The sequence below is a fragment of the Marinobacter halotolerans genome (assembly GCF_008795985.1).
Lineage (GTDB): Bacteria > Pseudomonadota > Gammaproteobacteria > Pseudomonadales > Oleiphilaceae > Marinobacter > Marinobacter halotolerans.
In genome coordinates this window covers 1,215,804-1,238,819 of record NZ_VMHP01000002.1, presented here as the reverse complement: position 1 = coordinate 1,238,819, position 23,016 = coordinate 1,215,804, and the positions used below count along the sequence as shown (strand labels likewise).

The window sequence follows — 23,016 nt, the reverse complement described above, 5'->3', positions numbered from 1 at the left end:
ATGAGTGACGAGCAGGCCCGGCTGGGCCAGTTGAGGGAAGAAATCGACCGGCTGGATCAGGAAATAATGGATCGCATCAGCCGCCGGGCTCAGTGTGCCCAGGAAGTGGCCAGGGTCAAGATGGAGGCCAATCCCGGGGAGGACGTGTTTTTCTATCGTCCGGAACGGGAGGCCCAGGTTCTGCGACGGATCAAGGGGAATAATCCGGGCCCCTTGTCTGGAGAGGAAATGGCGCGCCTCTTCCGCGAGATCATGTCCGCCTGCCTTGCTCTTGAGAAACCGATGCATATTGCGTTTTTGGGGCCGATCGGCACCTTTACCCAGGCAGCCGCGCTAAAGCATTTCGGCCATTCCGTGGTAAGTGTACCGTTGCCGGCAATTGACGCAGTCTTCCGCGAGGTGGAATCCGGCGCCGCCCACTATGGGGTGGTGCCAGTGGAGAACTCCACCGAGGGTATGATCAACCACACCCTCGACATGTTCATGTCGTCGCCGCTGAAAATCTGTGGCGAGGTTCAGCTGCGCATTCATCATCATCTGCTGGTGTCGCCGAAGCATCAGGATCAGGACATAGTGCGCATCTACTCGCACCAGCAGTCCTTTGCCCAATGTCGCCAGTGGCTGGATACGCACCGCCATGGCGTCGAACGGGTTACCGTCAGCAGCAACGCCGAAGCGGCTCGCCGGGCCGCACAGGAACCGGGTACAGCGGCCATTGCCGGCGATATGGCCGCAGAGCTCTATGGTCTGGATATGATTGCCTCCAGCATTGAAGACCGGCCGGACAACACCACCCGCTTCCTGATTATCGGGCGGGAGGAAGTGCCCCTCAGTGGTCATGACAAATCGTCCATTCTGGTGTCCATGCGGAACAAGCCCGGTGCGCTCTACCAACTGCTTGAGCCTTTTCATAAGCATGGCCTGAGCCTGACACGAATCGAAACCCGTCCCTCGCCCAGCGGCACCTGGGCCTATGTGTTCTATATCGATTTTGAAGGCCACTATGAAGATGAGCAGGTAAGCCTGGTACTGAAAGAGATAGACGAAGAAGCCGTTGAACTGAAACGCCTGGGCTCTTACCCCATCGGGGTCCTGTAACCGGGCGATTGCTTACAGAGGTTGGCCAGATGCAGACAGATTTTGAAAGCCTTGCGGTTAAGGGTGTTCAGGCACTGTCGCCTTATCAGCCTGGGAAACCCATTGATGAGCTGGCTCGGGAGCTGGGTCTGGACCCGGCGTCCATTGTAAAGCTGGCCAGCAATGAAAACCCGCTGGGCCCCAGTCCGAAGGCCCTGTCAGCTGTCCAGGATGCGCTGGCAGATCTGTGCCGGTACCCGGACGGCAATGGCTACAATCTGAAGCAGGCCCTTTCCGGGCGCTATGGTATTCGACCCGAACAGATCACTCTGGGGAACGGCTCCAACGATGTGCTGGAAGTCATTACCCGCTGTTTTGCCGCCCCCGGTGATCAGGTTGTCTTCTCGCAATATGCGTTTGCGGTCTATCCGCTGGTCACCCAGGCCATCGGCGCCACCGGTGTGGCTGTGCCGGCCAAAGACTACGGTCACGATCTGGAGGCCATGGCGAGCGCCATCAACGAACGCACCAGGCTGGTGTTCGTTGCCAACCCGAACAACCCGACGGGCACGGTCCATGGCGCCGGTGCCATCGAGGCCTTTCTCGATCGGGTGCCCGCTCGGGTGCTGGTAGTTCTGGATGAAGCTTATTGCGAATACCTGCAGGGCGGGGATGTTTTGGATGGTCTTTCACTGCTTGATCGCTATCCCAATCTGATTGTTACCCGGACGTTTTCCAAGGCCTGGGGCCTGGCATCGCTGAGAGTTGGTTACAGCGTAAGCTCTCCAGAAATTGCCAATGTTCTCAATCGAGTACGTCAGCCTTTTAATGTGGATTCCATTGCGATGGCAGCGGCCACGGCGGTACTCGGTGATGAGGATTATCTGCGCCGTTCCTGTGAAATTAACGCGAAGGGGATGGTCCAGCTGGAATCCGCTTTCAGAGAAATGAACCTGGCCTATATTCCGTCCGCGGGCAATTTCATCAGCGTGGATGTAGGCGATCAGGCCGCACAGATCAACCAGTCGTTGCTTGCGCAGGGCGTCATTGTCCGGCCCATTGGTGGTTATGGACTGCCCCGGCATCTGCGGGTCTCCATCGGCCTGGCCGAGGAAAACCAGCGCTTTATCGAGGCGCTGGCCCGGGCGCTGAAGAAAGTTGATGTCACCGACAGGGCGGGTGCCTGAATGCAGGACGGTCAGCCTTTATTCAAGCGTGTTGCCATTATTGGTCTCGGCCTGATCGGCGGTTCGCTCGCGGCGGCCATTCGAGCAAACGGCCTCGCGCAGGTAGTGGTCGGCACTGACAAACGACCGGAAGAGCTCGAGCTAGGCAAAGAGCTCAAAGTGATTGATGAGATCGCCACCTCGGTTGAGGAGGCGGTGAAGGGGGCCGATCTGGTGGTGCTTGCCGTGCCGGTGAAAGCCACCCGGGCGGTGCTGGAGCAGATACGGACCTGTATCTGCGATGACGCAATACTGACCGACGTTGGCAGTACCAAAACCAGCTTCGTGGAGGATGTGAAAGCCGTCTTCGGTAACCTGCCGGCCAAGGTCATTCCCGGCCACCCGATTGCCGGTTCCGAGAAAAGTGGTATCCGGGCGGCCAATCCTGAACTGTTCAGGAATCATAAAGTCATTCTGACGCCAGCAGACGGAGTGGATGAGGCTGATGTTGCCCGCCTTAAAGCGCTCTGGGAAGGCTGTGGCGCCACCGTGCTAACCATGTCGGTGGCCTATCACGATGAAGTGCTGGCAGCCACCAGCCATCTTCCCCATCTGATCGCGTTCTCGCTGGTGGATACGCTGGCGGGCGAGGATGAGAACCTGGACATCTTCCGATATGCAGCGGGCGGTTTCCGGGACTTTACCCGCATCGCGGCCAGTGACCCGGTGATGTGGCACGATATCTTTCTGTCTAACCGGGACGCCGTGCTCCGGGTAATTGATCATTTCAGCCACGACCTGGATCGGCTACGCACCGCCATTGCCGATCAGGACAGTGCAACTCTGCTGCAGGTTTTCAGCCGTGCCAAAGCGGCACGGGAACATTTTTCCAAGATGCTTTCAGGGCAGGCTTACGTGACAAAGAACCCTCAGAAACAGGTAAGGTTCCGGCTTCAGCCGGGTGGCCAGGTGACTGGTGATATCCGGGTGCCGGGTGATAAATCCATTTCCCATCGTTCCATCATGTTGGGCGCGCTCGCCGACGGTGTAACCGAAGTAAAAGGATTTCTGGAAGGCGAGGACAGCCTAGCGACCCTCCAGGCGTTCCGGGATATGGGTGTCACAATCGAAGGCCCCAACGACGGTTATGTGAAAATTTACGGCGTAGGAATTCACGGACTTCAGGCGCCTCGTGGCCCGCTTTATCTCGGCAATTCCGGTACCGCCATGCGGCTGTTTTCCGGTCTTCTCGCCGCCCAGGCGTTCGATTCCGAGCTGACCGGCGATGAAAGCCTCTCAAAACGCCCCATGGGGCGGGTCGCTGACCCTTTGCGTGCCATGGGCGCGGTCATTGAAACCGCTGAGGGCGGTCGGCCACCACTGAAAATCCGCGGTGGGCAGAACCTTACCGGCATTCACTATGACATGCCCGTCGCCAGTGCCCAGGTGAAGTCCTGTCTGTTGCTCGCCGGGCTCTATGCCGATGGCCTGACCTCCGTTACCGAGCCCGCGCCAACCAGGGATCACACGGAAAGAATGTTGGAAGGGTTTGGTTATCACGTTCACCGGGATACCTCCACGTCCAGCGTGGCCGGGGGTGGCAAGCTCACCGCAACTGCCATCGATGTGCCGGCCGATATTTCGTCGTCGGCATTTTTTCTGGTGGCGGCCAGTATTGCTCCAGACTCAGACCTTGTCCTCCGGCACGTGGGAATGAATCCCACCCGCATCGGCGTTATCAATATCCTGCGCAGGATGGGCGCCAATATTGACGTGCTGGATGAGCGGGTGATCGGTGGTGAGCCGGTGGCTGATCTGCGGGTGCGCTCGGCGCAGTTGTCCGGTATCGATATTCCGGAAGACCAGGTGCCCCTGGCAATTGACGAATTTCCGGTCCTGTTTATAGCCGCTGTCTGCGCCACCGGTCGGACCGTGCTTCGCGGCGCGGAAGAGCTGCGGGTGAAAGAGAGTGACCGGATTCAGGTCATGGCCGACGGACTTGAAGCCATTGGCGTGCAGACCACCGTAACCCCGGACGGTATCGTGATTGATGGCGGCCAGCAGATGAAAGAGGGCGTGGTGGACAGCCACGGCGACCACCGTATTGCCATGGCCTTTGCCGTGGCGTCGTTACGGGCGAGTGGCCCCATTGAAGTTACTGACTGTGCCAATGTAGCAACCTCTTTTCCGGGGTTTGTCGAGCTGGCCCGCCGCACCGGCATCCGGATTGATGCCGAGGGGGAGGAATGATGGGCAGTACCGAAGTTCCGGTGATTACCGTGGACGGTCCCGGTGGTTCCGGCAAAGGGACGGTTACCCAGATGCTGGCACGAAAGCTGGGCTGGCACCTGCTGGACAGTGGCGCTCTGTACCGTCTGACGGCACTGGCTGCGATGCGCCAGAACGTGCCTCTTGATGATCAACCAGAGCTGGTCAGAGTGGCGGCTGGTCTGGATGTGGCATTTGAGCCAACGCCGTCGGGAGAGCCAGTCAGAGTTCTGCTTGCAGGCGATGATGTAACCTCGGAAATTCGCACAGAAGCCTGCGGCGATAACGCGTCAAAAGTGGCTGTAATTCAGCCGGTGAGGGACGCGCTGCTGCAGCGCCAGCGGGATTTTCGAGTGGCTCCTGGTCTGGTGGCGGATGGCCGCGATATGGGCACAGTTGTCTTTCCCGATGCGCCGGTCAAAATATTCCTCACTGCCAGCGCCGAGGAAAGGGCGCAAAGACGTTACAGCCAGTTGAAGGACGCTGGGGTCGATGTTAATATTGACGCCCTTTTAAAGGAGATACGGGTGCGAGACGAGCGGGATATGAACCGCGAGGCCGCCCCGCTTAAGCCTGCTGACGATGCGCAAGTCATTGATTCAACAGGTTTAAGCATAGAAGAGGTGTTGGACAGGTGCATGGCCGCAGCAGGCCAGGCCTGACTACACCTTTTTGTCGTTGAAATTCCGGATTTGGCGTTATCGGCCAGCCACTGGTCAAATCCGGATCAAAACTCACAGACCGTGTTGCTGGTAATGCGGAGAAACTTGCGTTGATCACATAGGACACATAATGAGCGAGAGCTTTGCGGATCTTTTTGAAGAAAGCCTAAAAGAAATTGACATGCAACCAGGTTCCATCGTCCAGGGAACCGTTGTAGACGTCGATAACGACTGGGTCACCGTTAACGCCGGACTGAAGTCCGAGGGCGTTATCCCCGCCTCCCAGTTTCTCAACGAAAAAGGCGAGTTGGAAATTGCTATCGGCGATACCGTCGATGTGGCTCTCGACGCTGTTGAAGATGGTTTCGGTGAGACCCGTCTGTCTCGCGAAAAAGCCAAGCGCGCCGAGGCCTGGAAGGTACTGGAGAAGTCCTTCGAAGCAGAAGAAGTGGTCAAGGGTATTATCAATGGCAAGGTCAAGGGTGGTTTCACCGTCGATCTGGCCGGTATCCGCGCCTTCCTGCCCGGTTCTCTGGTAGATGTTCGTCCGGTTCGCGACACCGCGCACCTGGAGAACAAGGAACTCGAATTCAAGGTTATCAAGCTCGACCAGAAGCGTAACAACGTGGTTGTTTCCCGCCGCGCCGTTCTGGAAGCTGAAAACAGCGCCGAGCGTGAAGCTCTGCTCGAAACCCTCACCGAGGGCATGGAAATCAAGGGTATCGTCAAGAACCTGACCGACTACGGCGCATTCGTGGATCTGGGCGGTGTTGACGGTCTGCTGCACATTACCGACATGGCCTGGAAGCGCATCAAGCATCCGAGCGAAATCGTCAACGTGGGCGACGAGATCAGCGTAAAGGTTCTGAAGTTCGACCGTGAGCGCAACCGCGTATCACTGGGTCTGAAGCAGCTGGGCGAAGATCCGTGGGTTGACATCAAGGGTCGTTATCCGGAAGGCACGAAGGTTACTGCACGTGTAACCAACCTTACCGACTACGGCTGCTTTGCCGAGCTGGAAGAGGGTGTCGAAGGCCTGGTTCACGTTTCCGAAATGGACTGGACCAACAAGAACATCCACCCCTCCAAAGTTGTTCAGGTTGGCGATGAAGTGGGCGTGATGATTCTGGATATCGACGAAGAGCGTCGTCGTATCTCCCTGGGTATCAAGCAATGCGTGTCCAACCCCTGGGAAGATTTCTCGAGCCGCTTCAACAAGGGCGATCGTATCTCCGGCAAGATCAAGTCAATCACTGACTTCGGTATCTTCATCGGCCTGGACGGCGGAATCGATGGTCTGGTTCATCTTTCAGACATCAGCTGGAACGAGACTGGCGAAGAAGCCGTTCGTGAATACAAGAAGGGTGACGAAGTTGAAACCGTCATCCTGTCTGTTGATCCTGAGCGTGAGCGCATCTCACTGGGCATCAAGCAGCTTGAAAGCGATCCGTTCGCTGAGTTTGTTCAGCTGAACGACAAGGGCTCCATTGTGAAGGGCACGGTTTCTGCCATTGATGCCAAGGCAGCTACCATCACTCTGAATGATGAAGTTGAAGCTGTTCTGAAAGCCTCTGAAATCAGCCGTGACCGCGTTGAAGATGCGCGTAACGCACTGAACGAAGGCGATGAAGTAGAAGCGAAGATCATCAGCATTGATCGTAAGAATCGCGTGATTAACCTGTCCGTCAAGTCGAAAGACGTTGAAGACGACAAGCAGGCAATCGAAGGCGTTCGTGCGAAGGCTGCGGAAACCGGTTCAGGCGCCACCACCATTGGTGACCTGATCAAGGAACAGATGCAGCAGAAAAACGCCAACAAGGAATAAACTTTCCGGTTGGTATGAAAAAACGGGCTCTAAGAGCCCGTTTTTTTTGTGTTTTTTTTGGGTTTGGCTAAACTAGGAGTCATGGCGCTGAAAACCGGCTGTCCAACAATAATGTGAAGAGAGAATAGCCCCATGACAAAATCTGAACTGGTTGAGCTCATTGCGTCCAAGCAGACGCAGCTTTCAGTGAAGGATGTGGAACTGGCTGTGAAAACTGTCATCGAGCATATGTCTCAGTCCCTCGCCGATGGCCAGAGAATTGAAATTCGCGGCTTTGGCAGTTTCTCATTGCATCACCGCGCAGCGAGAACCGGACGAAACCCCAAAACCGGGGAAGCCGTTCAGTTACCTGCGAAATTTGTACCGCATTTCAAGCCAGGCAAAGAGCTGCGAGAACAGGTCAACGACAGCCTCAAGAAAGGCTTCTGATTCTATAAGTGGTTCAGGGATTGTTTTTAACCCGGGCCTGATTTTTTCAGGTTCACTTGGAGCTTTATCACTATGGCCGGATTCAAGAAGGTCCTCCTTATTCTACTGGTGCTTTTTCTGGTCCTGGTCGCACTTGTCTTCTCTCTGAATAACCAAACCACAGTCTCCCTTAATTTCCTGCTTTTTCAGACCCAGCCCCATGGCGTGGCCGTCTGGATTATCATGGCGTTCGTGATTGGCGCGCTGATCGGGGTGCTGATAACAATGCTTGCGACCGTGCGTACTTCGGTTTCCCGCCGTCACCTGGAAAAACGGCTTGCTCATACCGAGCAGGCACTGGAGAAATCGAGAGCTCAGAACGACCGGACGCTTTAATGGATATGGTGCTTCAATGGTTGCTGCTGACCATCGCGGTAGCAGCCGGCTGGTTTGTGGGCCGGATGGGTGGCAGCAAAGACCGCTCGAAGGTTCCCATTTCTGACGAGGATTCGGTCAGGGATCGGCTTCAGTTCCTGTTTACCAACTACTCGGATCAGGCGGTCGAGAATTTCGTCCAATCCCTGGCGGTTAACCGGGATACGGTCGGCCTCCACCTTTCCATTGGCGCGCATTTTCGTCACAAGGGCGAGACTGACCGCGCCATCCTGATTCACCAGAACCTCCTTGCACGCCCCGAGCTTCCGCCCCGGTATTCGCACCAGGTGACCTATGAACTCGCTGTCGACTATCTGAACGCCGGCCTTCTTGACCGTGCTGAAGCTCTGTTGCATCAACTGATGGGCGATCGTGAATACGGGCGTAAAGCATCGGTCCAGTTGATTGAGCTCTATCAGCAGGAAAAGGAGTGGAGCAAGGCCGCCCAGGTCGCCCATACTCTGACAACCGGCGAACATGATGGCGCCATGTTCAAGGTGCTGGCTTACATCACCTGCGAGCTTGCCGAGGAAGCCCTGAAACAGGACGACCGCTGGCAGGCCCAGAAGTTGGCCAAGGAAGCGCTGGATTTTGATCGCTCCTGCGTCCGCGCCACCTTTATCCTGATGCGGCTTCTGATTCGCCAGGGCAGTTATAAAGAGGCGGCGAGTCAGAGCCTGAAGGTTTTTGAGCAGAACCCGGATTTTGGGCCGGAAGCCGTTGACCGGCTGCTGAAACTGGAGAGAGAACACGGCGACGTGGGACGGCTCAGCAAAAAACTGAGCAAGCTCTATGAATCCTGGCCCAGCACCAGTCTTTTACTCGCCTTGGTTGAGGCCGTTGAACGCACATCCGGCAGAATGGCCGCAATCGAGCTTTTGCGCCGGGAACTGGAGCTGCGGCCCAGTGTTCGTGGCCTGCTGCGGCTGGTTGCCCTAGCTGGCTATGAAAAAGGCATGAGCACCGATGAGGAACGCCTTGTCAGCCGCATTGGCAACATGATGCTGGCCAATCGACCGGTCTACCGCTGCGTGAACTGCGGCTTCTCGGGCCAGCAACTGCACTGGCTGTGCCCCAGTTGCAAGCAGTGGGAAACCGTCCGCCCGATACAGGGCGTGGAAGCCGAATAACGCCCAGCCTTAATAATTGAACAGCAACCGATTGCAGGATACCCCCGTGTCGAAGACTGATAGCCCGCGCATTATCGTGGCCCTGGATTTTCCCTCCGACAAACCGGCACTGGCGCTGGTTGACCAGCTTGACCCGTCAAAATGCCGCCTGAAAGTGGGCAAAGAACTCTTCACCCGTTCGGGCCCGGAGCTGGTTCGGGCGCTTCAGGGTCGGGGTTTTGAGATTTTTCTGGATCTGAAATTCCACGATATTCCCAATACCACTGCGGCCGCCGTCGCTGCCGCGGCGGATCTGGGCGTGTGGATGGTGAACGTTCACGCCTCCGGCGGCGAGAAAATGATGACCGCCTGTCGGGAACGACTGGAAACCTTCGGCAAGAGCCGTCCATTGTTGATCGCGGTCACTGTACTGACCAGCATGGGTGCGGACGATCTGTCGGGTATCGGCATCTCCGATTCCCCGCAGGCCCAGGTATCGCGTCTCGCAACCCTGACCCGCAACTGCGGCCTGGATGGCGTGGTTTGCTCAGCTCAAGAGGCTCCGGCATTGAAAGCAGAGCAGGGCGCCGACTTCAAACTGATAACCCCCGGCATCCGCCCGCTGTCTGCCGCCAAAGGCGACCAGCAACGCATCATGACCCCCACAGATGCCATCGAGGCCGGTTCTGACTACCTGGTGATCGGTCGGCCTATAACCCAGGCTGATGATCCTCTGGGTGCGTTGGAGGCTATTTATCGTGAGGTCGCTTCGGTCTGACGTTTGTGTGGCCTTTTAGTCTGGCCCTAGCCTGGTGATTTTGGTGCTCTGGTGTGGTGGGGCCTCCCTCACAAAAAACGCGACGAGCACATCCATGTGCGCTTGGGCTCCGCCATCCATGGCTCCGCACATTTTTGTGAGTGAGGCCCCACCACACCGTTTGGACCTCTCGGATATCACGCAAGAACCCAGGAACAAAAAAAGCCGCTAATCCAGAGGACTAGCGGCTTTTCGGAATAGTGGCTCCCCGAGCTGGGCTCGAACCAGCGACAAACGGATTAACAGTCCGTTGCTCTACCAACTGAGCTATCGGGGAACGTCGTCTTTAGACGAGGCGCGTATATTAAGATTACCCCGCGGCCCCGTCAACCCTCTGATTCAAATTTTAGCCAAGGGCTTTTTTCAGGCGTGAAATCGCCTGCTTCAGGTTGTCCATGCTGGTTGCAAAGCTCAGTCTCATGTGACCTGGCGCGCCAAAAGCTGAGCCTGGCACCAGCGCAACGCCGGCATCTTTGAGCAGCTTTTCCGCAAACTCAACGTCATTGCTGACTGCCGAATCCGCGTCGATGGCGCCCTGGAAGCTGGGGAAGACATAGAACGTACCGTCGCCAACCAGGCACTCCACACCGGGGAGCTCATTCAGCGCTGCAACCAGATAATCGTGACGCTCCTTGAACGCGGTGACCATCTCTTGCACACAATCCTGCGGGCCATCCAGGGCGGCCGTGGCGGCAGCCTGGGAAATGGACGACGGGTTCGAAGTACTCTGGGACTGGATCTTTTTCATGGCGCCGATGATCTTCGCCGGGCCCGCGGCGTAGCCGATGCGCCAGCCGGTCATGGAATAGGCCTTGGACACACCGTTAAGCACAAAGGTTCTGTCGTAAAGCTCCGGTGTGGCGTTCAGGATGTTGCAGAAGGCCGCGCCGGTCCACAGGATTGGTTCGTACATGTCGTCGGTGGCGATCATGATCTGAGGGTGCTTTTTCAGCACTTCACCAATGGCCTGAAGCTCTTCCAGGGTGTAGGCCATACCGCTGGGGTTGGACGGGCTATTGATCACGAATAGACGGGTGCGATCGGTGATCGAGCTTTCCAGCTGTTCCGGCGTTATTTTGAAGCGGGTCTCAGGGCCGGTTTCGATAATTACCGGCTTGCCTTCGGCTACCAGCACCATGTCCGGGTAGGACACCCAGTAGGGCGCCGGGATAATGGCTTCGTCGCCCTTGTTCAAAGTTGCCAGGGCGAGGTTGAAAAAGCTCTGTTTGCCACCACTGCTTACCAGGATCTGGTTGGCTTCGTAATCCAGGCCATTGTCCCGTTTGTACTTGGCAATGATCGCCTTTTTCAGTGCAGGCGTACCATCAACGGCGGTGTACTTGGTTTGCCCTGCCTTGATGGCTTCGATGGCCGCTTCCTTGATGTGGTCCGGCGTATCGAAATCAGGCTCACCAGCGCCCAGGCCGATAATGTCCTGGCCTGCGGCACGCAGTTCTGCGGCCTTGTTGGTAACGGCGAGAGTTGGAGAGGGCTTGATTGCCTGTACTCGGCTGGATAGTTGAAGGTCCAAACTTGCGCTCCTTAAAGCTGCGGCGATGAATGGATCAGATGTTACCATGATGCCATTGCAACGATAAGTTTCTCGACGGTTTTCACCCGGCCAGACCCCACTTAAACAGATCAGAGGATGCCGCATTCGTATGGCGACTTCAGAAAAAGGCGCGCACAGGAAAGACGGGGCGTTTACCGTTGCCTCACCGTTCGAGCCCGCTGGTGACCAGCCTAAAGCGATTGAGGGACTGGTGGAGGGCATTCATTCCGGCCTGGCCCATCAGACCCTTTTGGGTGTCACCGGGTCCGGCAAGACCTTCACTATCGCCAATGTGATCGAGCAGATACAGCGGCCGACCATCATCATGGCGCATAACAAGACTCTGGCGGCCCAGCTTTACGGGGAATTCAGGGAATTCTTTCCGGACAACGCGGTTGAGTACTTCGTGTCCTATTACGACTACTACCAGCCGGAAGCTTATGTGCCGTCGTCGGATACCTTTATTGAAAAGGACGCGTCGATCAACGAACACATCGAGCAGATGCGCCTGTCCGCCACCAAGGCGCTTCTGGAGCGGCCGGATGCGATCATTGTGGCCACAGTGTCGTCCATCTACGGCCTGGGCGATCCCCAGTCCTACCTGAAGATGATGCTGCACCTGGACCGGGGCGACGAGATTGACCAGCGGGATATTCTGCGCCGCCTGGCAGAGCTGCAATACACCCGCAATGACGTTGAATTCCACCGCGCCAACTATCGCGTTCGTGGCGACGTCATTGATGTGTTCCCAGCAGAATCAGAAAAAGAGGCCATCCGGATCGAGCTGTTCGATGACGAGGTGGAAAACCTCAGCTATTTCGATCCCCTGACTGGTGAGATCCTGCGCCGGGTGCCACGGGTAACCATCTATCCCAAGTCCCACTACGTCACGCCGCGCCAAAAGGTGCTCGATGCAGTGGAAAACATCAAGGTAGAACTGGATCAGCGTCTGAAACAGCTCCGGGACAATAATCGTCTGGTCGAGGCTCAGCGGCTGGAAGAACGCACCCGATATGATATCGAGATGATGCTGGAGCTGGGTTACTGCAACGGCATCGAGAACTACTCCCGCTATCTGTCGGGGCGTCAGCCCGGCGAAGCGCCGCCGACGCTGTTTGATTACCTGCCACCCAATGCTCTGCTGGTGGTGGACGAATCCCACGTCACCATTCCCCAGATCGGCGCCATGTATAAGGGTGACCGGTCCCGGAAGGAAACCCTGGTGGAATACGGCTTCCGCCTGCCGTCCGCCCTTGATAACCGGCCCATGCGTTTTGATGAATGGGAACGCATCGCCCCGCAGATGGTGTTCGTATCGGCAACCCCCGGTAAATACGAAGCGGAATATGCAGGCCAGGTGGTAGAGCAGGTAGTCCGGCCCACCGGGCTGCTGGATCCGGAAATTGAAGTCCGGCCGGCTTCGACTCAGGTGGATGATCTGCTGTCAGAGATCAAGCTGCGCACCGAAGTTGGCGAGCGGGTGCTGGTCACCACGTTGACCAAGCGGATGGCGGAGGATCTGACTGACTTCCTGATGGAACACGATATCCGCGTGCGATACCTGCACTCCGACATTGATACCGTGGAGCGGGTGGAGATCATCCGGGATCTGCGCCGGGGCGAGTTTGACGTTCTGGTGGGCATCAACCTGCTGCGGGAAGGTCTGGATATGCCGGAAGTCTCGCTGGTGGCCATTCTGGACGCCGACAAAGAGGGTTTCCTGCGCTCTGACCGGTCGCTAATCCAGACCATGGGCCGGGCTGCCCGGAACATTAACGGCAAGGCTATTCTTTACGGTGACCGCATAACCGGTTCTATGCAGCGGGCGATTGATGAAACGGAACGCCGCCGGGCCAAGCAGGCCGAGCATAACGAAGCCCATGGCATCACGCCCACGGGACTGAACAAGAAGATTGCCGATATCATGGAAGGCGCCAGCAGCGGCGGCCGCGGACGTCGCAAGCCCGAGAGACCTGGCGAAAAAGCGGCCGAGGAAGCAGAACGCTACCGCACCAAAATCGGCGAAAAATCACCGGAGCAGATTCTCAAGGACCTGGGCAAGCTGGAGGACGATATGTACAAGGCGGCCTCGGATCTGGATTTCGAGAAAGCCGCCAGGCTACGGGACGAAATTGCCGAACTGAAAGAAGCGGCAATCCGGACCGGTTAGTCCTTGCGCCTGGGCCCGATAATTACCGCCGCCTGGAGTGGCTGGTTGCGGCCATAGCGGGACATGCGGTCAAACACCCGCCGGTCAATCGGCAAGTACTGTTTGTCGGCCACGGTCTCGCCCAGGTCGGTGTCGATTTCCGGGTCGTGCAGATATACGAACTGATCATCAATGGCGCAGACCGTTACCCAGTGGGGTACGCGGCTGCGGTTGAGCTGCCAGGTACTGATCAGGATGACCGGCACTCGTCCGTCTTCCAGAGCGGCTTTCATGCCCTCCAGAGACAGCGGATCGTGGTGCAACTGGATGCCGGTCTGCGCCATATCGTGAATAAAGCCCTCGTGGACCAGTTCCAGCACGCGCTTCTTGTCGTCATTGCGCACGGTATCCTTGAACAGGGCGCCTTCCTTGCTGATATAAACGCTGGCGTGATATCCACGCTTCCAGGCCGCCAGGGCGAGACCATGGGGGCCGCAGCCGCCGTGACCGGCCAGCATGAAAATGGTGGTGGCTTCCCGCCAGATTCGCAGCTCTTCAATCGTGGTCATGGTGGCGTGTTCGTCCATGGCCGCCATCGCCATAATCAGAGCCGCCGGGCCGCAGGAAAATTCGGTTGTCTGGGGATAGTAGGGCACCGCCGGGAAATCGTGGGACGGCTCGTAGAAAAGAATACGCCGTTCAAACCGGATAGCGTTGGCGTGGTCTTCATAATAGTCACGATAGGTGCCGAACTGGCGATAGCCAAGCCGCCGGTAAAGCTTGATCGCGCCGGCGTTATCCTCCCGGACCTCCAGACGCATGATAATCCGGCCTGCGTTGACCGCGACTTTTTCTGCCTCGGCGATCAACCGTTCGCCCACGCCCCGGCCCCGCTCCGACGGCAAAACCGCAATGGAGTATATTCGGGCCAGACGTGTGGCGGCGCTCATCAGTACCAGGCAATAGCCCACCAGGCCTTCTGCCGTTTGCGCGACAACCAGACGATCCCGGGGCATATCCAGAAAACGCCGAAAGCTTCGGCGGGACAGTCGGTCTTCAGAAAAGCAGCGATTCTCGAGCGCAACCAGTGCGTCGAGATCCTGAGCGCTTGCCTGACGATACTGAACCTGATCCATTTACGAATGACCTTATAAGCCCTGCTAGACAGAAGCAGTTGCCGGCGTAGTATGGGGCAATCCTGCAGATGCGCAAGATCCGCCGGCGTGAGTAGAAACACGCACCGGTGCATCGTTGTGAGTTACTGATTTACGGGCTATTGTTGCGACCATTATCAAGGAAGGAACACCACTGATGTCCCGATTACTGATTGTAGTAGACCGAGAGAAAGACTGGGCGCCTTACTATCCGAGCGAGGATGTGCTGACCTTTGATCAGTACCTCCAGTTGTCCGTCTCTCCCAACAGCCGCACCCGGGTGATCAACCTGTGCCAGAGCGCTCGCTATCTGAGCCGCGGCTACTACTGTTCTTTGCTTGCAGAGGCCCGGGGACACAACGTGGTTCCTTCTGTCATGACGCTGAACGACCTGAGCCGGAAGGGGCTGTTCTCGCTTCAGCTGGAAGAACTGGACGATAGCGTGCTGCAGTGGCTGGAAGCATCCGGCGCCGAGATCAGTCCGGACAAGGACGACAAACAGGCCACCCACGAAGTCAGAATCAAGACCTATTTTGGCCAGGCCGAAACCTCCGAGCTCAAGCCGGTCGCCCGGGCGCTTTTTGATCGTTTTCCCTGTCCGGTTCTCGAGATCGTTTTCCGTCGTCGCAAAACCTGGCAGATCGTTTCCATGAAACCAGGCTGCCCCGCGGATTTGAAGGGCGAAGAGCAGGATCACTTTGCGGCAGCCTTCGACCGTTTCAGCAGCATGGTGTGGCGCAAGCCAAGGGCTCGCCGCCGCTATCGCTTCGACCTGGCCATGCTGGTCAACCCGGAAGAGGAAATGCCGCCCAGCGACAAGGTGGCTCTGGACCGCTTCGAAAAAGCGGGGCGCAAACTGGGTATCAATGTTGAGCAGATCAACCGTCGGGACTACATGCGCCTGCCGGAATACGACGGCCTGTTTATTCGTGAGACCACAGCCATTGACCATCACACCTACCGCTTCGCCCGTAAGGCGGAGGCCGAAGGTATGGTGGTGATTGATGACCCGGTTTCCATTCTGCGTTGCACCAACAAGGTCTTCCTGGCGGATTTGCTGAAGAACAACAAGGTGCCCACGCCGAAAACCCTGATTCTGTCGAAGGACCAGAAGGACAGCGCCGAACAGGTGATTCGCGAGATCGGCTTCCCGGCAGTCATCAAGATTCCAGATGGCGCCTTTTCCCGCGGCGTGACCAAAGCCGAAGACGAAAAGTCTCTGAAAGACGGGCTGAAGGCCCTGTTCAAACAGTCGGCACTGGTGCTGGCCCAGGAATATCTTTACACCGATTACGACTGGCGTATTGGCGTACTGGGTGGACGGGCCATCTACGCCTGCAAGTACTTCATGGTTAAAGGCCACTGGCAGATTTACCAGCATGGCGGCACTGAAGTGGACAGCGGCGGTTTTGAAACCATGCCGACCTACGAGGTGCCGAAGAATGTGATTCAGGCCGCTCTGAATGCGACCAGGCTGATCGGTAACGGGCTTTACGGCGTGGACATCAAACAGTCAGGCAATCGCGTGGCGGTGATCGAAGTGAATGACAACCCGAGCATTGATTCAGATGTGGAAGACGGATTCCTTGGCGGCGAGCTTTACACCCTGATCATGCAGGAATTTTTGTCCCGCATGGAGGCCAACCGGCGCCGTTAAGCGCCGGAATCGTTCCGCGCTCAGGATCGGGAATACCAGATACGCAGGCTGCCAAACCAGGTGTAGTCCTGCATTCGCTGATTGAGGGTGGGGGCATCCGGTAACTGGTGTTCCTGATCAGCCTCCAGAAATAGTTCCATGTGAACGTGATTTTTCAGGTAGTGCAGTCGAATCCGGCTGTTGGGCGGCAGGTCCACCGGCAGCTGTTTCTGAAGTACCTGCCGTACTTTTTCGCGATCTGGTAATTCCTCTGACGTTGGTGCCTGATCGTCATCCCGCTCGGCATCCACATGGAAGTTGATGTCCAGAATGTTGTCCATGGCGCCCCGCATAGCAGCGGCGACGTTCATGCCGATCTGGTGGCCCTCGGAAACGCTGATTTCGGGTCGTACCACCAGATGAATATCCAGCAGGATGTCCTGTCCCATGCGTCGGCTGCGCAATTCATGCACATCCCGGACGCCTTCGATGGTCATGGCGGTATTCCGCAAAAGTTCCGTTTCTTCCGGGGAGAGACCGGTGTCCACCAGTTCTTTCACGCTGTCCCAGGTAAATTTCCAGCCAATATGCACGATTATTATCGAGATAATGATAGCCGCCAGAATATCCAGCCAGAGGTAGCCCATCATGGCGCCGGCGGTTGATGCCAGAACCACAACGGAGGAAAAAGCATCCGTGCGGCTGTGCCAGGCATTGGCGACGATCAGATCGGAACGGATCGCCAGCCCCACCCGCCGGGTGTATCGGTAGATCCATTCCTTGCTCAATACGGAGATCAAGGCAGCCACCAGGATGGGCCATTCTGGAAGGATCGCTGCGGCGGGGTTCAGCAGGCGCAGGGTGTTGTCCCAGGCCAGGGCGGCGCCAACGGCAATCAGTATGCTGCCCAGGATCATGGTGCCGAGGGTTTCGATTCTTTGGTGGCCGTAAGGGTGATCCTGATCCGGTTCCTGGCGGGACATTCGCATTACGCCAATGACGACCAGATCGGAAGCGACATCGCTGAAGGAATGTATGCCGTCGACAATCAGCGCCTGGGAGTGAAAAAACAGGCCCGTAATAACCTTAAGGACACCAAGAAACGCATCGAGTATCATTCCTACTACGGTGATTCTGGTTGCTTCTGACCGCTCTACACTGAGCTGACTCTGACGATCGGAGGGCGGGGTCAGGGGGTTATTCATTAAAAAGTCTCGCGGAATTTGAGAATCAGTATAGCCCCTATTTTCCTGGGTGTTACCAAAAGGATCAACGAACAGGCATTGTGCGATTTATGCACATGCTGGAGGTTGCGCCCTGACGTAACTGTTTGTGTCATTTTCGCGACAATTTTCGGCAAACACTTTATAAGCTACTGATAATAAATGAAAAAATAACTGGTTAAAAAATAATCAATCTGTAGACTGGCGCGGATATCAAGGGTTGGACAGCGTTGCCCCGCAATTTTCAACAGGGTTATCCACAGATTCCGTGGAAAAGATCACAACACCTTCATGGAACAGACATTTCACCGTCACATTCGTTCTCTAGGAAGATGCGCTGTAAAAGATTCGGTATACTCCGCCTCGTTCCAGTCAGCGAGGCATTTTATGTATCAGCTTATGCGAAACCTGCTGTTTCGCCTGCCGCCAGAAACCGCTCACGATCTATCCCTGTCCGGGCTTGATCTGGTCCAGAAGCTCGGCCTGCTTGATAAGCTGGTTCGCCGGCCTGGCGATCTGCCGGTCAGGGTAATGGGGCTGGAATTCCCCAATCCCGTGGGTCTCGCGGCGGGTCTGGATAAAAATGCTGACCATCTGGATGCCCTGGGCGCTCTGGGCTTCGGCTTTATCGAAGTGGGTACGGTGACTCCGGTTGCCCAGCCCGGCAATCCGCGGCCACGGATGTTCCGCCTGGAAGAGCATCAAGCCATCATTAACCGGATGGGGTTCAACAATCACGGGCTTGAGCATCTGCTGGACCGGGTAAAGCACCGGCGCTACTCCGGTGTACTGGGCATTAACGTCGGCAAGAATAAAGCAACGCCTAATGAAGAATCCGAGTCCGATTATCGCAAGGGCATTGCAGCGGTCTATCCACAGGCGGACTACATCACAGTAAATGTATCCTCCCCGAACACGCCGGGCCTTCGCGACCTGCAGTTTGGGGATTCGCTGAAGGGCCTGATGTTTGCGATCAAGGATGAGCAGTCGCGGTGCCAGAAGGAAACCGGCCGTTACGTGCCCATAGCGGTCAAAATTGCACCGGATATGGATGACGAGGCCGTGAAGTTTGTGGCTGCCGCTCTGAGAGAAAGTGCCATGGACGGGGTAATTGCCACCAACACCACCATCAGCCGCGAGGCGGTTTCGGGGCACCGGCACGCCGATGAAGCGGGTGGCCTGAGCGGCCTGCCGGTCCGTGATGCATCTACCCACGTTATCGGGTTGCTACATGCTGAACTGGGTGAGGCGGTACCCATCATCGGGGTAGGGGGTGTCACCGACGGTAACAGCGCCGCTGAGAAGATTCGCGCCGGCGCGAGCCTGGTGCAGCTTTACACCGGCTTTATTTACCGGGGCCCGGCGTTGATCAGAGAGTCGGTCGAGGCCATCAGGGCATTGAAGGAAGGCTAGCCGGGCAAAAAAATGGGCCCGCGTAGCGGGCCCGTGCGGGGAATAAACCCCGTGGCGTTTTGTCGAATGGTACGGGTCAGGAGGACCCGTCTCGGTTTTTTCGTTATTGCGCCTGATTGTCGTGTTTGGATTAAAAGATCAGAGTCAAGATTCGGGGTATGTCAGGCCGTGACGTTGGCCATCCTGTGAATGCCGGATACGCCGGTCATGCCCTCCCATTGATCTGTGCGACCTTCTCGCCACCCGTTCAGCCATTCCTGGCGGTGTTCAGCTTGATCCAACGGGCAACTGTCCTTGGCTTTACCGGATACTCCGGCCAGGTAACCCCGTTTGAATGCACGAGCGTACATATCTCTTTTCTGTCTTTTCATGCCGTTCCTCACTGATTGATTAACAGAACATGCGTGTGCGCACCTGCCGTGACCAGTGACCGGGGACACCCTTCCGGGGTAACCCGCTATTGTCACTTGCGACCAGAGCAGTCAGGATCCTGTTAACGGTGAACAAATGGCTCACCGGAACGACGCGTCACTTACAAGGTAAGACGAAGCTGACGAACTTGTACACTAATTATTTCATCTATATTTCGCGTTTTTATCACCATGAGGTATAAAAACGCCCGCCAATTATCAGAAAATGTACCATTCCATGACGTTAGCGTTGTTGATGTTTTCAGGAGATACCCGTGTCCGAACTTAATTTTTTCGTAACCTGTCCCAAGGGGCTGGAGTATCTTCTGGAAGAGGAATTGCAGTCGTTTGGCATGGAGCCCCTGCGCAACGCCCCTGCTGGCGTCTGGGCGAACGGTTCATTGGAGGCGGGGTATCGCGCCTGTCTCTGGTCCCGGCTGGCGAATCGCGTGATTCTGCATCTGGCGGATGTGGACGCTACCTCCGCAGACCGTATGCTCGGCGCAGTGACCGATTTGCCCTGGGAGGATCATGTGCCGGTGACTGGCAGTTTGAGGGTGAATTTTGTCGGACAGAATGACGAGATCCGCAACACCCAGTTCGGCGCCCAACGGGTGAAGGACGGCATTGTGGATCGGCTCAGGACGGCCAGCGGACAGCGACCATCCGTCGATGCCAAGGATCCCGACGTGACTGTCTCAGCGCGTCTGCACCGGGGCATCCTGTCGGTGGGCATTGATCTGAGCGGAGACAGCCTGCACAAGCGCGGATACCGCACCGAAAAGGGCGCAGCGCCGCTAAAGGAAAACCTGGCAGCAGCGTTGTTGCTGAGAGCCGGCTGGCCGGCGATTGCCGGTGCCGGGGGAGATTTCCTTGATCCGATGTGCGGCTCCGGAACCCTGGTGATTGAAGCGGCGATGATGGCTATGGATCTGGCACCCGGTCGGAAGCGTGAGCGCTGGGGCTTTACCCGCTGGCCCGGACACGATGCAGAGCTCTGGCTGGGCCTGAGGCAGGAGGCGGAAAAACGCGCCCATGACGGCAGGCAGCGGGTCAGTCAGCAGCCAATCAGATTTATGGGGTCGGATCAGGACCCTCGGGTGATTGCCACCGCCCGCAACAATGTCCAGCGGGCCGGACTGGGTGAGCAGATTACTCTGGAGCAGCGCGACATCGAAGCGCTTCCTGACGCTTCAGGCGAGGCGCCCGGCCTGGTGCTGGTTAACCCGCCCTACGGCGAGCGTTTGAGCGAGCGCAAGCAACTGGGGGCGCTCTATCAATCCCTTGGTGAAGCGGTCAAACGGGCCTTGCCCGGCTGGCGACTTGGTGTTTTCACCGGAGCCCCTGAATATGGCAAATCCTTGGGGCTGCGCAGTTATAAACAGTACCGACTGTACAACGGCAAATTGCCGGCCCAGCTTCTGCTGTTTACGGTGGACGAGGCGAGTACCCGAACGTCCCGTGCGCCGGACGTGCCGGGGGAGGTCACACCGCGCATCACCCATCAGGAACGCGCAGCCATGTTGCGCAATCGTCTGAAAAAGAACATGAAAACCATTGGGCAGTGGGCGCGCAAGCAGAATATTGGGTGCTATCGCCTGTACGATGCCGATATGCCGGAATTTGCGCTGGCGATTGATATCTACGAAGGCCGGGTACATGTGCAGGAATACGTGGCGCCCAAATCCGTCGACGAGCGGTCTGCCCGGGAACGGCTGGCCGAAGCGCTGGCGGTGATTCCGGAGGCGCTAGGAATAGACGCCGAGGACATGGTCTGCAAGCAGCGTCAGCGCCAGGCGGGACTCAGCCAGTATGAAAAGCAGGAAGCCAGCGGCGAGTTCTTCACCGTACATGAGCATGGCTGTGCACTAAGGGTAAATCTGAAGGACTATCTGGACACCGGGCTGTTTCTGGATCATCGCCCGGTGCGCCACTGGATACAGCGTAATGCGGCGGGCAAGCGTTTTCTCAACCTGTTCTGCTACACCGGGGCGGCAACTGTTCATGCTGCTGTCGGCGGCGCCAGTCGTTCACTGAGTCTGGATATGTCCAACACTTACGTGAAGTGGGCGCAGGAAAATCTGGCCATCAATGGCGTTGACCCGGCCCATCATCGGGTAGAACAGACGGACTGTCTGCAATGGCTGGCGGACCGGCCGGCCAAGGACCAACGGTTCGACCTGATCTTCATGGACCCGCCGACTTTCTCGAATTCCGCGCGGATGGCGGGCGTATTGGATATCCAGAAAGATCACGGACGGATGATTCGTCAGGCCATGCATCGGCTTACCTCAGAAGGGATCCTGATCTTCTCCAACAATTTTCGGCGGTTCAAACTGGACGATGATATCGGGGATGAGTTTGCGGTTGAAGAAGTCAGCGCCGACACCCTGGATCGGGATTTCCAACGTAATGCCCGGATTCATCGTTGCTGGCATATCAGGCACAAGATCTGAGGCGAAAGCGCCTCAGAATTCGTATTTCAGGCCAAAGCTGTACTGGAACACGTTGGAGTTGCTGTCAGTGTCCTCGAAGAACTTGCCCGCTTCGAGGAATACAAAGCCGTCATCGACGACCTCGAAATCCAGGCCGGCCAGCCAGCTGGTGGAGAATGAACTGCCCGGGTATTCCTTCCGCGCGATTTCCGCGTAGGCTTGTCCCTGAGCGCCTGGAACCAGTTCTGCTTCTCCCTGCAGGTGCGTTAAACCGAACTGGCCGTAGATGTTGGCATAACTGCTGATTGGGTAGTGGCCGCCAAAATACCAGCTGACGAAATACTCGATATTTACTTCGAGCTGGTCGTCTATCGTGCCGGCGGCCAGGCCGCTGCCGCCCCTCAATTCGGCGTGGAAATATTCCGATACGTGCGTGCCCAGAACCAGCGCGGCCATGGATGACCAACCCTGGCCCAGAAGCTCCTCGTCTACCGAGCGGTAGTTGAGCCGGGTGCCCATCAGGCCGATATAGGTTTTACCTTCCCGCATCTCTTCCTGGGCGCTGGTGGACTGGGGCGCGAGCAGGGTTGCTGGAAGCAGTGCCAGTACAAGGGACATTCGCAGCGGAAAATTCATGATCATGCGGTTCCTGAGGTTTGAGATTCCGCATGATTCTGCCTTCTGTAACTGATTGTTACGTCGACACAAGTCACAGTTCGCCGGGGCAGGCTCCGGGTCAGTTGAAGAAACCTTCTTCCCGGGCGATAAGTAGCAGAGCGTAAACGCCGTTTTCCGGCAGTTGTGGCTCCAGGCCCTCATCAGTCAGTAGCTTCCGTCGGCGGTCATCCAGCGCTTCCCGGGACAGAGACGTGACCAAGGATTCGATGCCGACAATCTCGAAAGGAACATCGGAGCCCACGGCGTCGAAGATCATATCGACAAGGACTTCGTCCGGGTCCATGCCATCCACATAGACAGTCTGGTCTGGCAGGTCCTGGTGAAGCTCGTGAACAATCTCGATCAGTGGCACGCCCTGTTCTTCCAGGTAGAGCAGGTCAAAATCCCCCAGGTCACCGTCGTCGGGTATCCAGGCGTCATCGGGTGCGATCACCACGGTTTTCATCTGGCCATTTTCTACCGACCAGGCCATTGCCACGGGAAACAGGGCGTCTTCAGTCTGGCAGTACTCGATATCGAGAAATCGCGGTTCAGGCAAAGTAGGCTCTCCAGGTAGGACCGAAGGCGCCATCATGCCATACTGGCGCTGCTAAAATCAG

Annotated in this window: 19 protein-coding genes and 1 tRNA gene; 13 read left to right on the top strand and 7 right to left on the bottom strand. The window is 57.0% G+C overall.

All coding sequences use genetic code 11. The annotated features are described in order from the left end of the window. The 9 genes from pheA (at position 1) to pyrF (ending at position 9,728) form a co-directional block, all read left to right on the top strand. Entirely contained in the window at positions 1-1,098 is a 1,098-nt protein-coding gene (gene pheA / locus FPL19_RS16045; protein ID WP_150913982.1) for a prephenate dehydratase, read from the top strand. A gap of 29 nt (positions 1,099-1,127) precedes the next feature. Next, complete coding sequence (hisC, locus tag FPL19_RS16040; protein WP_150913980.1) at positions 1,128-2,264, top strand: histidinol-phosphate transaminase; 1,137 nt, start codon at positions 1,128-1,130, stop codon at positions 2,262-2,264. After that, positions 2,265-4,493 carry a bifunctional prephenate dehydrogenase/3-phosphoshikimate 1-carboxyvinyltransferase gene (locus FPL19_RS16035; protein WP_150913978.1) on the top strand — a complete coding sequence of 743 codons (2,229 nt, stop codon included), beginning with the start codon at positions 2,265-2,267 and terminating at the stop codon, positions 4,491-4,493. Then, positions 4,493-5,173: a (d)CMP kinase gene (cmk, locus tag FPL19_RS16030; RefSeq protein ID WP_150914292.1), complete on the top strand. Its 681-nt coding sequence runs from the start codon at positions 4,493-4,495 to the stop codon at positions 5,171-5,173. The genes FPL19_RS16035 and cmk overlap by 1 nt, the downstream gene beginning before the upstream one ends. A 130-nt stretch (positions 5,174-5,303) precedes the next feature. Next, positions 5,304-6,998: a 30S ribosomal protein S1 gene (gene rpsA, locus FPL19_RS16025; RefSeq protein ID WP_150913976.1), complete on the top strand. Its 1,695-nt coding sequence runs from the start codon at positions 5,304-5,306 to the stop codon at positions 6,996-6,998. 132 nt (positions 6,999-7,130) lie between these two features. Next, positions 7,131-7,427 (top strand): integration host factor subunit beta, encoded by a 297-nt coding sequence (locus FPL19_RS16020; RefSeq protein ID WP_150913974.1) that lies wholly within the window; start codon positions 7,131-7,133, stop codon positions 7,425-7,427. Positions 7,428-7,499: 72 nt separating this feature from the next. Further along, positions 7,500-7,802, top strand: coding sequence for a LapA family protein (locus FPL19_RS16015; protein ID WP_150913972.1), 303 nt, complete (start codon positions 7,500-7,502; stop codon positions 7,800-7,802). Next, positions 7,802-8,971: a lipopolysaccharide assembly protein LapB gene (gene lapB, locus FPL19_RS16010; protein WP_150913970.1), complete on the top strand. Its 1,170-nt coding sequence runs from the start codon at positions 7,802-7,804 to the stop codon at positions 8,969-8,971. Before FPL19_RS16015 ends, lapB begins: the two co-directional genes overlap by 1 nt. A gap of 46 nt (positions 8,972-9,017) precedes the next feature. After that, on the top strand, positions 9,018-9,728 hold the full coding sequence (gene pyrF, locus FPL19_RS16005) for an orotidine-5'-phosphate decarboxylase (protein WP_150913968.1): 711 nt from the start codon (positions 9,018-9,020) through the stop codon (positions 9,726-9,728). 240 nt (positions 9,729-9,968) lie between these two features. Here the strand turns inward: pyrF and FPL19_RS16000 are convergent. Together FPL19_RS16000 and FPL19_RS15995 are read right to left on the bottom strand one after the other, a co-directional pair. Next, positions 9,969-10,044 (bottom strand) — tRNA-Asn (locus FPL19_RS16000). 69 nt (positions 10,045-10,113) lie between these two features. Beyond that, on the bottom strand, positions 10,114-11,298 hold the full coding sequence (locus FPL19_RS15995; RefSeq protein ID WP_150913966.1) for a pyridoxal phosphate-dependent aminotransferase: 1,185 nt from the start codon (positions 11,296-11,298) through the stop codon (positions 10,114-10,116). A gap of 130 nt (positions 11,299-11,428) precedes the next feature. On the opposite strand from FPL19_RS15995, the gene uvrB reads away from it, so the two are divergent. Further along, positions 11,429-13,489, top strand: a complete 2,061-nt coding sequence (gene uvrB, locus FPL19_RS15990; RefSeq protein WP_150913964.1) for an excinuclease ABC subunit UvrB — start codon at positions 11,429-11,431, stop codon at positions 13,487-13,489. On the opposite strand, the gene rimI is transcribed toward uvrB, so the two are convergent. Further along, complete coding sequence (gene rimI / locus FPL19_RS15985) at positions 13,486-14,604, bottom strand: ribosomal protein S18-alanine N-acetyltransferase (RefSeq protein WP_150913962.1); 1,119 nt, start codon at positions 14,602-14,604, stop codon at positions 13,486-13,488. The two genes, uvrB and rimI, sit on opposite strands and share 4 nt — an antisense overlap. Positions 14,605-14,779: 175 nt before the next feature. On the opposite strand from rimI, the gene FPL19_RS15980 reads away from it, so the two are divergent. Further along, positions 14,780-16,279, top strand: coding sequence for a RimK family protein (locus tag FPL19_RS15980; RefSeq protein ID WP_150913960.1), 1,500 nt, complete (start codon positions 14,780-14,782; stop codon positions 16,277-16,279). A 20-nt stretch (positions 16,280-16,299) separates the two neighbouring features. On the opposite strand, the gene FPL19_RS15975 is transcribed toward FPL19_RS15980, so the two are convergent. Continuing rightward, entirely contained in the window at positions 16,300-17,463 is a 1,164-nt protein-coding gene (locus FPL19_RS15975) for a cation diffusion facilitator family transporter (RefSeq protein WP_150913958.1), read from the bottom strand. A 405-nt stretch (positions 17,464-17,868) separates the two neighbouring features. Here FPL19_RS15975 and FPL19_RS15970 point away from each other — a divergent pair, with 405 nt between their 5' ends. After that, positions 17,869-18,894, top strand: a complete 1,026-nt coding sequence (locus FPL19_RS15970) for a quinone-dependent dihydroorotate dehydrogenase (RefSeq protein WP_150913956.1) — start codon at positions 17,869-17,871, stop codon at positions 18,892-18,894. A 161-nt stretch (positions 18,895-19,055) separates the two neighbouring features. Here FPL19_RS15970 and rmf read toward each other — a convergent pair whose 3' ends face one another. Further along, the gene (rmf, locus tag FPL19_RS15965; RefSeq protein WP_150913955.1) at positions 19,056-19,265 is read right to left on the bottom strand and encodes a ribosome modulation factor; all 210 of its coding nucleotides are present in this window, start codon (positions 19,263-19,265) and stop codon (positions 19,056-19,058) included. A 314-nt stretch (positions 19,266-19,579) separates the two neighbouring features. Here rmf and rlmKL point away from each other — a divergent pair, with 314 nt between their 5' ends. Beyond that, positions 19,580-21,760: a bifunctional 23S rRNA (guanine(2069)-N(7))-methyltransferase RlmK/23S rRNA (guanine(2445)-N(2))-methyltransferase RlmL gene (rlmKL, locus tag FPL19_RS15960; protein WP_150913952.1), complete on the top strand. Its 2,181-nt coding sequence runs from the start codon at positions 19,580-19,582 to the stop codon at positions 21,758-21,760. Between the two features lie 12 nt (positions 21,761-21,772). On the opposite strand, the gene FPL19_RS15955 is transcribed toward rlmKL, so the two are convergent. Together FPL19_RS15955 and FPL19_RS15950 are read right to left on the bottom strand one after the other, a co-directional pair. Then, a complete protein-coding gene (locus FPL19_RS15955; RefSeq protein ID WP_150913950.1) occupies positions 21,773-22,375 on the bottom strand; it encodes an outer membrane beta-barrel protein in 603 nt (200 codons plus the stop codon). Between the two features lie 100 nt (positions 22,376-22,475). Next, positions 22,476-22,955 (bottom strand): hypothetical protein, encoded by a 480-nt coding sequence (locus FPL19_RS15950; protein WP_150913948.1) that lies wholly within the window; start codon positions 22,953-22,955, stop codon positions 22,476-22,478. Between the last annotated feature and the right edge of the window lie 61 nt (positions 22,956-23,016).